Annotated in this window: 14 protein-coding genes; 6 read left to right on the top strand and 8 right to left on the bottom strand. The window is 58.8% G+C overall.

Annotated features, from left to right (window positions below):
* Positions 1-97: 97 nt before the first annotated feature.
* Positions 98-505 (top strand): peptide-methionine (R)-S-oxide reductase MsrB, encoded by a 408-nt coding sequence (gene msrB, locus J5276_RS10280; RefSeq protein WP_003512009.1) that lies wholly within the window; start codon positions 98-100, stop codon positions 503-505.
* A 116-nt stretch (positions 506-621) separates the two neighbouring features.
* The gene (locus J5276_RS10285) at positions 622-1,248 is read left to right on the top strand and encodes a LysE family translocator (RefSeq protein WP_019564107.1); all 627 of its coding nucleotides are present in this window, start codon (positions 622-624) and stop codon (positions 1,246-1,248) included.
* A 20-nt stretch (positions 1,249-1,268) separates the two neighbouring features.
* On the opposite strand, the gene J5276_RS10290 is transcribed toward J5276_RS10285, so the two are convergent.
* The 4 genes from J5276_RS10290 to J5276_RS10305 form a co-directional block, all read right to left on the bottom strand.
* Positions 1,269-1,766, bottom strand: a complete 498-nt coding sequence (locus tag J5276_RS10290; RefSeq protein ID WP_003512007.1) for a GNAT family N-acetyltransferase — start codon at positions 1,764-1,766, stop codon at positions 1,269-1,271.
* A 107-nt stretch (positions 1,767-1,873) separates the two neighbouring features.
* Positions 1,874-2,542: a hemolysin III family protein gene (locus J5276_RS10295; RefSeq protein WP_112155245.1), complete on the bottom strand. Its 669-nt coding sequence runs from the start codon at positions 2,540-2,542 to the stop codon at positions 1,874-1,876.
* A 188-nt stretch (positions 2,543-2,730) separates the two neighbouring features.
* Entirely contained in the window at positions 2,731-3,051 is a 321-nt protein-coding gene (locus J5276_RS10300) for a TraR/DksA C4-type zinc finger protein (protein ID WP_013635698.1), read from the bottom strand.
* A 61-nt stretch (positions 3,052-3,112) separates the two neighbouring features.
* Complete coding sequence (locus J5276_RS10305; protein WP_003512003.1) at positions 3,113-3,523, bottom strand: universal stress protein; 411 nt, start codon at positions 3,521-3,523, stop codon at positions 3,113-3,115.
* A 272-nt stretch (positions 3,524-3,795) separates the two neighbouring features.
* Here J5276_RS10305 and J5276_RS10310 point away from each other — a divergent pair, with 272 nt between their 5' ends.
* Entirely contained in the window at positions 3,796-4,656 is an 861-nt protein-coding gene (locus tag J5276_RS10310) for a VOC family protein (protein ID WP_112155244.1), read from the top strand.
* Between the two features lie 83 nt (positions 4,657-4,739).
* Positions 4,740-5,924 carry an AI-2E family transporter gene (locus J5276_RS10315; RefSeq protein WP_003512001.1) on the top strand — a complete coding sequence of 395 codons (1,185 nt, stop codon included), beginning with the start codon at positions 4,740-4,742 and terminating at the stop codon, positions 5,922-5,924.
* A gap of 7 nt (positions 5,925-5,931) precedes the next feature.
* Here J5276_RS10315 and J5276_RS10320 read toward each other — a convergent pair whose 3' ends face one another.
* The 4 genes from J5276_RS10320 to J5276_RS10335 all read right to left on the bottom strand — a co-directional run bounded on the left by J5276_RS10320 (position 5,932) and on the right by J5276_RS10335 (position 9,318).
* Positions 5,932-7,008: a bifunctional transcriptional activator/DNA repair enzyme AdaA gene (locus tag J5276_RS10320; RefSeq protein WP_112155243.1), complete on the bottom strand. Its 1,077-nt coding sequence runs from the start codon at positions 7,006-7,008 to the stop codon at positions 5,932-5,934.
* A 116-nt stretch (positions 7,009-7,124) separates the two neighbouring features.
* On the bottom strand, positions 7,125-7,850 hold the full coding sequence (locus J5276_RS10325) for a polysaccharide deacetylase family protein (RefSeq protein WP_019564112.1): 726 nt from the start codon (positions 7,848-7,850) through the stop codon (positions 7,125-7,127).
* Positions 7,851-7,902: 52 nt separating this feature from the next.
* Entirely contained in the window at positions 7,903-8,811 is a 909-nt protein-coding gene (locus tag J5276_RS10330) for a dihydrodipicolinate synthase family protein (protein ID WP_112155242.1), read from the bottom strand.
* Positions 8,812-8,916: 105 nt separating this feature from the next.
* A complete protein-coding gene (locus tag J5276_RS10335) occupies positions 8,917-9,318 on the bottom strand; it encodes a DUF930 domain-containing protein (RefSeq protein ID WP_003511997.1) in 402 nt (133 codons plus the stop codon).
* A 223-nt stretch (positions 9,319-9,541) separates the two neighbouring features.
* Here J5276_RS10335 and J5276_RS10340 point away from each other — a divergent pair, with 223 nt between their 5' ends.
* Together J5276_RS10340 and J5276_RS10345 are read left to right on the top strand one after the other, a co-directional pair.
* Positions 9,542-11,641 carry a S9 family peptidase gene (locus J5276_RS10340; RefSeq protein WP_112155304.1) on the top strand — a complete coding sequence of 700 codons (2,100 nt, stop codon included), beginning with the start codon at positions 9,542-9,544 and terminating at the stop codon, positions 11,639-11,641.
* A gap of 495 nt (positions 11,642-12,136) precedes the next feature.
* Positions 12,137-13,147, top strand: a complete 1,011-nt coding sequence (locus tag J5276_RS10345) for an ABC transporter substrate-binding protein (protein ID WP_112155241.1) — start codon at positions 12,137-12,139, stop codon at positions 13,145-13,147.
* Positions 13,148-13,168: the final 21 nt, after the last annotated feature.

Here is a 13,168-nt window from a genome sequence, read left to right on the forward strand (position 1 = left end):
TCTCATACCTGCCCATAACGTACTCGTTATGACAGCTGCCCTCTTTCAATCTGCAGCGCCGATGCCTATTTCTGGCAGGAACAGAAAGGATCATTCCATGAGCGATCTGACATCCCCGAAAGTGAACAAGAGCGATGCCGACTGGCGCGAGCAGCTGACCCCGGAGCAATATCGCATCCTGCGTGAACACGGCACCGAGCGCCCATTTACCGGTCCCTACTGGGACACGTTCCAGAAAGGCCTCTATCGCTGCGCCGCCTGCGACGAGCCGCTGTTCCTCTCCGATACCAAATTCGATGCAGGTTGCGGCTGGCCGAGCTATTTCGAACCGGTGAAACCGGGTGCGGTGACGGAACATCGCGATGCGACGCTTGGCATGGTGCGCACCGAAATCCGCTGCGCCAATTGCGGCGGCCACCTCGGCCACGTCTTCCCGGACGGCCCACCGCCCACCGGCCTGCGTTATTGCATCAACGGCCATTCGATGGTGTTCGAACCGATCTGATGAGAGACGGATAACGGCCGGCTGCCTGCCGGCCGTTTTTGCGAAGAAAATGACCGTCTCGACAGCCGGACCGGAGAGTGAGATTATCGCGATCTCACTCCTTCCGGATCACCATCATGGCGCTCGAAACCATCCTCATATTCATTCCCGCCTGCTTTGCCCTGAACATGGCGTTCGGGCCCAACAATCTCCTGTCGATGACGGTTGGTGCGCGATACGGCATGGCAACGGCAGTGATGGCCGCGAGCGGCCGGCTGGTTGCGTTTGCGGGCATGATCGCGATCGCCGCTTTGGGCCTCGGCGCACTTTTGATGGCTTCCGAAATGATGTTTTCGCTGATCAAATGGATCGGCGTTCTCTACCTGCTGTGGATCGGCTTCAAGCTCATCCGCTCAAGGGCGGATGTCACCGCTCCCGATATCTCCTCGGGCAACGGAAATATTCTCAAGACCTATCTGCGGCAGGAGTTTTTTGTCGCCTCCGGTAATCCGAAGGCCATCCTGATCTTCACGGCCTTTTTCCCGCAATTCATCCAGCAGGACGCCTATTGGCAGAGCTTCGCCACGCTCGGCGCAATTTTCCTGCTGCTCGAGGTGGTGGCGATCACCGTTTATGCCTTTGTCGGTTCGCGACTGTCCGGTCTTATGCGCAATGCGCGCGCCCTGAAGCGCGTCAACCGGATCAGCGGCTCGATGATGATGGCTTTCGGTGTCATGCTGGCCTTCGCCCGGCGCCCTGCCTAAGAGAAATCCCGGCTCACATACTAGTTCAGTTTAAGCTCCATGCAGGTCAGGTCCAGCCAGCGGCCAAACTTGGTGCCCACTTCCGAAAACCGGCCGGCAACGGTGAAACCGAGGCTTTCGTGCAGGCGGATGGAGGCGGCGTTTTCCGATTCGATCGCGGCGATCAGCACATGCACATCGTTGCCGGAGGCGTGGTCGATGAGCGCCTGCATCAGCCGCTTGCCGATGCCGTGGCCGCGCGCGTCCTTGTGGACATAAACCGAATGTTCGCGGGTGTGGCGATAGCCGTCGAAGGCGCGCCAGTCGCCATAGGAAGCGTAGCCGGCAACCTTGCCGTCAAGAATCGCGACTATCACAGGAAAGCCGCGTGACTTGCGGGCGGAAAACCATTCCTTGCGGTTTTCCAGATCGACCAGCACTTCGTTCCAGATCGCCGTCGTGTTCAGGACCGCGTCGTTGTAAATCTCCATGATGCCGGAAAGATCGTCCACGGTGGCATCGCGCAGTTCCAAACTCATTATCGTTCGCCCTCATTCTTGTCTGCATCGCGCGCCCAACGTTCCGGGGCACGACCTTCAGGCGAGCATTAGGCGATGACGCGGATGGCTGTCCAGTGCTCTCTAGCTCAGGAAGACATGGGAACGAGGCTGAAGGAAGTGACCACGGCAAAATAGTGGACAACGGCGGCGGCAACGACGAAACCGTGCCAGATGGCGTTCTGGAATCGCAGCTTTTCCCAGACATGGAAGACCACGCCGAGCGAATAGATGACACCGCCAGCGACAATCAGCCAGAGCGTGACGGGGGCCAGATGCGTCGAGAGTGGCTGCACCACCATGATGCCGCTCCAGCCCATGGCGAGATAAAGGCCTATGGCGACCCGGTCGTAACGGCCGGGAAACAGGCATTTGAGCAATATGCCACAGATGGCGGCAAGCCAGATCAGCGCCAGCATGGTGGCAATCAGCGGCTCGTGGATACCGCGCATCAGGAACGGCGTGTAGGTGGCGGCGATCAGGATGAAGATCGCCGAGTGGTCCAGCCGGCGCAGGAACCATTTTACGTTGGAATGCGGCCAGATATTATAGGTGAAGGACACGGAAAGGCAGGCAACAAGGCCGAGTCCGTAAATCCAGGCGGCCGCGATGGCGCTGAGGCTGCCCCAGACGGTCGCGTAAAAAATCAGCGCCGTGGCGCCCACCAGCGCAAAAACGATACCCACGCCGTGGACGATACCATCGGCGACAATCTCGTGAAAATCATACTGGCGACCAAACCGCCACACGTTACTCATAGTCCATTCCCGTTTGCCTGCTTGTGGCCAAGCATGACGGCAATATTAGACAGGAACAAGACAGCAGCCGGTTAACGGCGATCAAATTGCGTTCCGGGCTGTTGCGAAAGGAGAGGTTGATCGGTGGCCTCGCCGTTTCCCTCATTCCTGCGCTTGTCACAGGAATGAGGAGGGAAAAAGGAGCGCCCTCACAAGGCCGCAGCGCATTCCTGGCAGAACGGCGTATAGGGCACGGCTTTCAGGCGGTCTTCCGAAATTTTCTTGCCGCATTTGACGCAGGTGCCGTAGGTACCGTTCGCGATGCGGTCGAGTGCGGCGTCGATGGCGCGCAACTCGTCCTGGCCCACCTGCCCAATTTCATCCAGCACCTCGTCATTGCTGCGTTCAGCGGCGCGATCGTCGTCATCGGGGTTGCGCGGTTCTTCGAAATCCGCCTCGATTTTGTGCAGGCGGCTGTAAAGCTCGCGCTGGCGGTCGCGCAGGATTTTCTCGTAACTGTCGACATTCATGGTCTTCTCCTCCAGCCGGTGCGGGCGAAAATCGCCCGCAACCCCAAGATTTCAACTCACTTTACCTGTCAATCAGCACCGAGCACTTGGCATGGCGCACCACGCGGTCGGCGGTGGCGCCGATGAAATAATTGGTAAAGTCAGGCATATGCGATGCGATGATGATGAGATCGGCCTTGTGCTCTTCGGCAGCGGCAATGATTTCACGCGCCGGCGCGCCGCTTCTGATTTCGTGCTTGCCCTTGAAGCCGGCCTTCGCCTGAATATCCGCAAGTTTCGTCTTGGCATCCTTGATGGCATTTTCGATGAGGTCTACCGGCAGGTCGATCGCCATATAGCCGGGCAGTTCCTCAACCACATTGATGAGGACGATCTCGCCATCGGCATCCAGCAGCGCCCTGGCCTTGGCGAGAATCTTCTCTCCCTTGTCGATGGCGCTGAGGTCTACCGGTACGATGATTTTCTTGTACATGGCTATCTCCTTTGGCGTAATCTGCCGTTCACGTGTCGGGCTCATATTTCCCTGCCGATGCGCCCTTCGCCTTGATTGAAGTCAAAGCTGCGTCGGAGCAGCAACAGGGGCATTGTCAACGAATAGTGGACGGTCAATCGCCAGATGGCGATCTTTGCTGAACGACAAAACCCGCCCATATTCACCACAAATGAACGCCGCAAAGCGGCGTCGGCTGATGCAGACGCGCAAACCCGCGTCGTCAGCACGCCGGATTCAATATGGAGATTATGATGAGTGAAATCAAACAATTCGCCCTGACGCGGCCGGCTTATGTCGGTCAGGCTCATCTTGTCGTTCACGATCTGCCGCGCATTTCGGAATTCTACCAGAAAATCATCGGCCTCTCCGTCATCGAAAAAAGCCCGAGCGGCGAGGTTCTGGGCGTCAACGGCCAGCCGCTCCTGACACTTTCCACCTCCGGCACGGTTGAACGCGCGCCGCGCAATGCCGCAGGCCTGTTCCATACCGCCTTCCTGATGCCGCGCCGCGAGGATCTGGCTCATTGGCTGGCCCATGCCGCGCACAACAATATCCAGCTTCAGGGCGCATCCGACCATCTGGTGAGTGAAGCGATCTATCTGGCCGACCCCGAAGGCAACGGCATCGAGGTCTATCGCGACCGGTCGCCCTCGGAATGGACCTACCAGCAGGACGGCACGGTGGAGATGGCCACGCTCCGCCTCGACCTACAGGCGCTGTATGACAGTGCGCCGAAAACGGCGTTCGAGGGCGCTGCCGATGGAACGGCCATCGGCCACATGCATCTGCAGGTCGGCAATATTCCGCAGGCGGATGAGTTTTATAAGGATGTGCTGGGGTTGAAGATCATGGCGCGTTATCCGGGTGCCAGCTTCTTCGGCTCGGGCGCTTATCATCACCATGTGGCCGCCAATATCTGGAACAGCCGCGGCGCCACGGCCCGCAAGGACAACATGACGGGCCTTTCGGGCTACTCGCTGAAGTTCAACGACAGTGCGGCGCTCGATACTGCAATGGCTGCTCTCGACCGGCTGGAAATAGCTACGGAACGGCAGAGCGACGGTATTGTTCTCAAAGATCCGTGGGGCATAGGCCTGAAGCTTTCCGCGTAAAGACCACGGGGCGGCAGAAATTTTTGCCGCTCCGGAACCGCCTCATTTTTCGAACGTTTGATGTCTTATTGGGGGACAGTTCGATGAATGAGAATGCCAGGCCGGAAAAAACCGGCATATTGGGCAATATCGGGCGGCGCGCCGCAAACGCTCCGTCGACGAAGGCCGACCCTTTCGAGGGTCTGGCGTCCGGGTCGCACCGTGACGACGCGCGCAGCCAGCAGCCGCTCGGCCGAGAAGCGCTCGATGTGGCCGTTGCATGGTCGGTGATTGGCATTTTTCTCGTCGTCATGATGGCGGTCATTCATGAATTGTCTCTGATCCTCATACCCGTGGTGCTGGCGATTGTCGTGGGCATGATCCTCGGCATCGCGGCGGAAAAGCTCAGTTCCTATGGCATTCCCGGTGCCGGTGTGGCGGTCATTCTCTCCGGCCTTGTCGCGGCCGTGATGTTTTTCGTGATCAATTCGCTGATCGACCCGTTGTCGCAGCTCGCCTCCGAAGGACCAGCGCTGATCGAACGCAGTATGGACCGCTTCCTGCCCTATCTTCAAAGCATCCGATGGCTGAACATTTCGGCAGCGACCTTCAGCATGGGGTCGATTTCAATGGAGTCGCTGATTTCGCGCAGCGGCGAGATAATTTCCCTGCTCGGTTCCAACGTCACCCCCGCAGTCGTTCAGGGCATGATCTTCCTCGCCGCGCTTTTGATGTTCCTCTACAGCCGCCTGCGGCTGCGCAAGGCGATAATCATGGCCTTTCCGGCCCGGCACCAGCGGCTGAGGGCCATTCGGATCATCGCTTCGGTGGAAGAAGTGCTCGGCACCTATTTTGCCACGGCAGCGCTGATCTATGCGGCGCTGGGCGTGACGATGGTGGCGATCGCCTATTTCGGCGGGCTGGCCATGCCGCTTCTGTGGGGGCTCTTCGCCTTCCTCTCCAGCTTCGTGCCGTTTCTCGGCATCACCGCCATGACGGTGTCGCTGGCGGTGGCAGGCATCATCACGCATGACAACATGGTGCTGGCATTACTGCCATCCGCGATCTTCTTCACCATTCACCTGTTGATGGAAAACCTGGCCTTTCCGGCAGTGGTGGGCCGCAACATGGAGATCAACCCCTTCCTCGTCTTCGTGATGATCATCTTCTGGACGTGGATGTGGGGTGCTGCGGGCGCCATGCTGGCACTGCCGCTGTCGCTGATCGCCATGACAGTAACGCGCGAGCTGTTTCCTTCACGCCGCATCGTTCCAAACCTGCCGGCCTGAAGGCCGGTCAGGAGGCGAGAGGAATGCGGAGCTTATCGGCCATGCGCCGCTCGTGCTCGACCAGCCATTTCTTGCGCCACAGCCCACCGCCATACCCGGTCAGGCTGCCATCTGCGCCCAGCACCCGGTGGCAGGGAACGACGATGGCAATCTGGTTAGCGCCATTGGCGCGGGCGACGGCACGCACGGCGGATGGCCGTTGCATCGACGTCGCAAGCGAAGAATAGCTGACGATCTCTCCCGCCGGTATCTCCCGCAATGCGTGCCAGACATCGCGCTCGAAGGGTGTGCCGTGTCCGGCAAGCCGGGTTTCGAAGTCAGCCGAGTGCCCGGCGAAATAGGCCGCGAGTTCTGCTGCGATCTGGCCGGTGACCGGCGTCCTGCCCAGCACCATATCCGCGCCGGTGCGGGCCTTCAGCCGCTTCAATTCGGCCGGAAGCGCTGGCCGGTCGGCAAATTCTAGAAGATGCAGGGCATGATTATCGGCAACCACCAGCATCGGACCGATCGGCGTGTCGATCCAGTCGCCCTTCAGGAACCCCTTACCCTTCATGGCGGCGGGAGAGGTGCCGAAGAACTGGTTGATGGCCGAGCGGAAACCGCTGCCGGATTCATATCCGGCATCGATCTGAGCGCCGATCACGGCTTCTCCTGATGCAAGGCTTGTCGCCGCATCTCCCAGCCGCCGCAACCTTGCGATTTCCAGAAAACTCATGCCGAAACGGCGTTTGAAGGTGCGGCGCACGGTGGAAGGGTCATGGCCCATCGCCACCACATCCTCCTCACGCCAGCGCCGCGCCGGTTCGTTTTCCAGTGCCGTCAGAAGGGTGGTGACGGTTTCATCCGCCGTGCCATAGGAAAGCATCGGCTTGCAGCGCTTGCAGGGGCGGAAGCCAGCTTCCAGACATTCGGCGATGGTTTCGCGAAACCGGCAGTTTTCGATCTTCGGCTTTCGCGCCGTACAGGTAAAGCGACAGAAAATCTTCGTCGAGGTCACGCACACATAGGCCACGCCCTCATAGGCGGGGTCCTTGTTCACAAGGGCGGAATATAGGGTTTCGGTGTCGGGGCGTTTGAACAGCATGGGAGGATGCTAGCGCAAATTTGAGCGGTATGCCGCCGAAAAACGGGCGTGGATGTGGGATGCTCATTTCCCTCGTTCCCGTGCTTGTTACAGGAATGAGGAGAGAGCCGCCCCGCTCAATTACCCGGCGGCGTAAACGACGGGTCGTCCAGCCTTGTGAACACCACGCCGCGCGCCTTCAGCGCCAGAAGTCCCCTCACCACGCCCTCACCCGCTTCGTGGGTAGGCTGATTGATGTGGGAGATGATGACGTCGCCGTCCCTGGCCGAAGCGATGTGCTTTGCCGTGGCGGCCGCGCCCAGAAGCGAGCCGCCATCGCCATTGACGGAATAACCCGCCACCCGCATGCCGAGCCTGTTGATGGTAGCCATGGACGAGGTGGTATATTTCGCCGTCGCACCGCGAAACCATTGCGGTTGAAGACCGGTCATGGCGACAATTGCCTGCCTGCCGCCCTCGACCTCCTGCTCGACTGCCGCTTCCGAACCGGCAGCGGCAATGCCGTAGATGGCAACGGGCTTGTCCACCGCTGGCACATGGTTTTCGCCGTGGTTTTCAATCTCGAACAAATCCGGATGCGCCATCATTACGGCAAGCGCTTCGCTATTGTGCTTCAGCCAGCGGGCAGTGACGAAGATCGTCGCCGGTATCTTTTCCTGCACCAGCGTATCGAGAATGCGATGGTCGGTCTTGCCCATGCAGGCGTCCAGAGTCATCGCCACCCGCACCCTGCCGTCATGCCTCGGCGTCATTTTCAGCGTCGGCTCGACGAGACCCGTCCCCGCGAAGGCGGCAGTGGAGAGCGACAGGAAGAGAGCGGCAAAGGGCAGGCTACGCAGCATTTTTCAGTTTCCGAAGGGTAAGATGTGGCAATCCGCCTGCAAAACGCCCGAATTATGGCGCGGCTTCCAGCGTTGACAGAGCGTTCAGCACCTCTTCCACCCGCTGGCGCTCCGCGCTGGTGAGCGACAGGATTGGCCGGGGCGGCTCGCATGCCGTTACCGACAAAGCACTGGCGGCGGCGTAGATCACGCGGATACTGCCGAATTCCTTGAAAAGGGCCCAGAGCGGCTGGAAGGCCAGATCGAGCCTGCGCGTCTCCTCCGCATCCCCGGCCTGAGCGGCGCGCATCAACCGCAATGCCGGAACCGGCAGCAGGCCCGCAACGACGCTGTACCAGGCATCGCCACCGGCAAGCGTTGCTTCCGCACATCCCCAGTCGCCGCTGTAACCGATGGCGAAATCATCCGTCAGTTTCGGCCGCAGCCGCGCAAGCTCTCCCGCATAGTCGGAATCGGCCGGCAGCGGCATCTTTATGGCACGGATATTCGGGATATAGGCGAGCCTGACCAGAAGCTCATCGCTGAAGGAGAATCGCGTCGTCGTCGGGTTGTTGTAGATGGCGAGCGGCAAATCGGTTGCGCCGGCGACGGCGGCGAAATGGTGATAGGCCTCTTCCTGAGTCAGCGGCGTATAGGAAACGGGTGCCAGAAGCAGCGCATCGGCACCGGCAGCTTCGGCATCCTTCGCCAGCGCCACGGCCTCATCGGTACGCAATGCGCCGACGCCTGCCATCAATGTGCGCCTGCCCTTGAGGACGGCATGGGCTGCCTCGACCGCGCGCCGCCTCTCGGCACGCGACAGATACATATAGGTTCCGGTGCTGCCGAGAATACCGATGGAATCGACCTCCGCCGCATCCAGCCGCTCGACGAGGGCGGAAAAGGCTTGGCTATCCACCTGCCCGGCCTCGTCAGCGGGCGTGATCGGAAAAGCCGAAAGTCCCTTGAATTGCTTCGCCATGTTCTCGCCCCTCAATTCGATCGAAGGACAGCGTTACAGACCCATTGGCAGGGCGGCAAGAAAAGCGGGGTTTAAACCGGCGACCGCGGACGAAGAATTCCCCGATCAGTCATAAAGATACAACTTCTTCCACTGCTCTTCGGGAATCTTGTCGCCGACACGGTAATCGAAGGACTGGATGGAGAGGCTGTCGCTTTTCAGCTGGCACTTGTATTTGAGCTTGTACCATTCACCGGCGCTTCTGAAGACTGCACCCGACGCCTTGATCGAATTCTTGCCAACCTCGGGATCACCGAAGGTATAGGCAATGACCTTATCCGGCTTCATGCCCTTCTGCTCCGTCGCGATCCGCTCCATCGCCTCTATGTCGCAACGCTGCTCCAGACGCTCCTCGGGGGCGAGCACGTTCAGCTGCCGCATGACGTTGGCGTCTATTGCGAAAGCGGGTGTAGATGCCTGCAAGGCAAGGAAAAACGCAGAAAGAGCAGCGGGAAGAAACTTTCGCATGGGATCCTGTCAGTTTTCGTTTGTTCTTATCGATGCACGGCAGGCCGGTGGCAGGCGCGTATCATCGCTGATTTGCCGGATATTGCCAAAATGTGATCGAAAACTGACGAAATTGTGCCCAAGCCTCATTTCACCTGTGGAGATTTGAAACTTGATCGGTGGTGAGGGGCACTCTACATCTTGGGTGCCGCCCACGCATTTTTCATACGAAAGCGAGTTTCCCTTGCCGATTTTCAAGAACCTGCCCGCCGCCCCGACCGCCGAAAAACGGCCCGTCCAGGATACGCATCACGGCATCACCCGCACCGATGACTACGCATGGTTCCGGGCCGATAACTGGCAGGCCATGTTCAAGGACCCTACCCTGCTCGACCCAGCCATCCGCGCCCATCTGGAGGCCGAGAACGCCTATATGGAAGCCGCAATGGGCGACACCAAGGCGCTTCAGGAAAAGCTGTTCGAGGAGATGAAAGGCCGGATCAAGCAGGATGATTCCTCTGTTCCGGTCAACGATGGACCCTATGCCTATGGCACGCTGTTCGTGACCGGCGGCGAGCAACCGCATTATTTCCGCACCCCGCGTGATGGCGGCGAAAAGCACGTGCTGCTTGATGGCGACAGGGAAGCTGAAGGCAAGGATTATTTCCGTCTTGCCGGCCTCGACCAGTCTTCCGATCACAGTCACGGCATCTGGGGTTATGACGACAAGGGTTCGGAATATTTCACGCTGCGCATCCGTAATCTCGAAACCGGTGAAGACCTTGCCGATGTCGTGGAAAATACCGGCGGCGGCGGGGCATGGGCGCCTGACGGCAAGAGCTTCTTCTATACGCTGCAGGACGAAAACCACCGCCCCTCGAAGGTCTTCCACCACATCATCGGCGAGCCGCAGTCGGCCGACCGGCTGGTCTATGAGGAAAAGGACCCCGGCTTCTTCATGGGCGTTGGCGCGTCCGTGCTCGACGACTTCATCTTCATCGACATTCACGACCATGAGACCAGCGAATACCGCATTCTTTCCACCAAGGACCTGATGGCCGAGCCTGTCTTGGTTGCGGAGCGCGATGAAGGTATCGAATATTCGATGTGCGAAGGCGGCGATGTCTTCTACATCCTCACCAATGACGGCGATGCCAAGGATTTCCGCATCATGGAAGCGCCGGTTACCGCGCCGGGCAAGGAAAACTGGAAGGAGGTCGTGCCGCATGAGCCGGGTCGCCTCATTCTCTCCGTCGATGCCTATGCCCGCCATCTGATCTGGCTGGAGCGCCGCGACGGCCTGCCGCGCATCGTTATCCGTGATCGCCGCACGGGCCAGGAGCATTCCATCGCCTTTGCAGAGGAAGCCTATTCGCTTGGCCTGCATGGCGCTGCAGAATACGACACCGATGTCATCCGCTTCTCCTACTCCTCGATGACGACGCCAAGCCAGTTGTTCGACTACAATATGGTGACGCGCGACCGCACGCTGCTGAAAACGCAGGAAGTGCCTTCCGGCCATAATCCCGACGATTACATTACCCGCCGCATCATGGCGCCTGCCCATGACGGCGAGTTGGTGCCGGTCTCGCTGCTTTACCGCAAGGATGTAGCGCTCGACGGTTCGGCCCCCTGCCTGCTTTATGGCTACGGCGCCTATGGCATCACCATTCCCGCTTCCTTCTCCACCACAACGCTGTCTTTGGCAGACCGTGGCTTTATCTATGCCATCGCCCACATTCGCGGCGGCAAGGACAAGGGTTTCGAGTGGTATGAAACCGGCAAGATGAAAGACAAACAGAACACGTTTAAGGATTTCATCGCGGCTGCCGATCATCTGGTCAAGGAAGGCTTTACCTCCTACGACCGCATCATCGCGGAAGGCGGTTCGGCAGGGGGAATGCTGATGGGCGCCGTCGCCAACATGGCCCCGGAAAAATTTGCCGGCATCATCGCTGCGGTTCCCTTCGTGGACGTGCTGACGACCATGCTTGATGACACGCTGCCGCTAACCCCGCCGGAATGGCCGGAGTGGGGTAATCCGCTGGAATCGGAAGAGGAATATCAGTGGATCGCCGCCTACAGCCCCTATGACAATGTCGGGGAAAAGCCCTATCCGCCGCTGCTTGCGCTTTCCGGCCTCACCGACCCGCGCGTGACCTATTGGGAACCGACCAAATGGGTGGCGAAACTGCGCGAAAAGACGACGGGGGAAGCCCCGATCCTGCTTAAGACCAACATGGCGGCTGGCCATGGAGGCAAGTCGGGCCGTTTCCAGCGGCTGGAAGAAATTGCCTTCGAATATGCCTTCGCACTGAAGGTCGCGGGCAAGGACACCGTCTGACACGCTGAATGCAGAAACGGGCGGCGATCCAATCGTCGCCCGATCTTATTTTGGACTAAAATACCTGCAAAAATCTCGTTATTGAATATTTTTTCCACAAATTATCATACGCATCTTTTATTTAAATAAAATCTTTATCGACATTGAATTTTTATTTCTAGTTGCTGCAACTCATAATATATCTTCCGCAAACACAAATAATTCCCATGTATTACGTCACCGGAAAAAATGTTCCGGAAATCGAACGCATGGCTGCGTTGCGCCATTTCGCATTGCAATATCACTTTTCGGCCGTATTATCCGGGCCGTTGACATATTCATGCGCCTTTTCGCCGCCTTTCTCGCGGCAATCCTGCAGCACGTCTTGCGGATAATCTTATCGCCGGATTTTTTCGGCTTTTTCATGCGCCATGTCAGTTCGCCCTTGGCAATCCGGGCTTTGCAGTGCTCCCGCTTTGCCAATTGAAAACACTGCATCAGACTTGGAGGTCTCCCATGAAGAAACTCCTAGCCTCGACCATTCTCGTAACGGGCTTTACCATCGCTGCCGGTGCAGCAAATTCCGCCAACGCCGCAGAAACATGTGGCAGCGTCACCATCGCCGAAATGAACTGGGCATCCGCCGGTGTTGCGGCTTACGTCGACAAGTTCATCATGGAAAACGGCTATGATTGCACGGTCAACGTCATCAGCGGCGACACCACTCCCACATTCACCTCCATGAATGAAAAGGGCCAGCCGGATATGGCGCCCGAAATGTGGGTGAATACCCTTGGCGCCCCCTATGAGGACGCCGTCAAGAAAGGCAACCTGATCCAGGAAAGCAAAATCCTGAGTGAAGGTGGCGTTGAAGGCTGGTGGATTCCCAAATATCTCGCCGACGAACACCCCGATATCAAGACAGTTGAGGACGCACTCAAGCATCCCGAGCTTTTCCCCGCGCCGGAAGACGCCAGCAAGGGTGCCGTGTTTGGCTGCCCGCCGGGCTGGGGCTGCCAGCCAACGACCGCCAACCTGTTCAAGGCACGCAAGGCCGACGAGAAGGGCTTCGCCCTGATCGATACCGGCTCCGCCGCGGGCCTCGATGGCTCGATCTCCAATGCCTATGAGAAAAAGCAGGGCTGGCTCGGCTATTACTGGTCCCCGACGGCCATTCTTGGCAATTACAACATGGTGAAACTGGACGATGGCGTGGCACTCGACCGCGAGGCCTACGACAATTGCATCGCCAAGCCTGATTGCGCCGATCCCAAGCCAAACGCCTATCCGGTGGCAGAGGTATTCACTGTTGTCACCAAGGACTTCGCCGAGAAGGCCGGTCCTTCCATCGACTATATCCGCAAGCGGCAGTGGGACAACGAGACCGTCGCCAAGGTTCTTGCCTGGATGGATGAAAACCAGGGCACCAACGAAGACGGCGCAGAATATTTCCTCGAGAACAACGAGGATATCTGGACGAAGTGGGTTTCGCCCGAGGTGGCGGAGAAGATCAAGGCTTCGATGTAACGCATCCGCAGGAGGGAAAAG

The sequence above is a fragment of the Agrobacterium sp. S7/73 genome (genome assembly GCF_019355535.1).
GTDB classification, from domain to species: Bacteria; Pseudomonadota; Alphaproteobacteria; order Rhizobiales; family Rhizobiaceae; genus Agrobacterium; species Agrobacterium tumefaciens.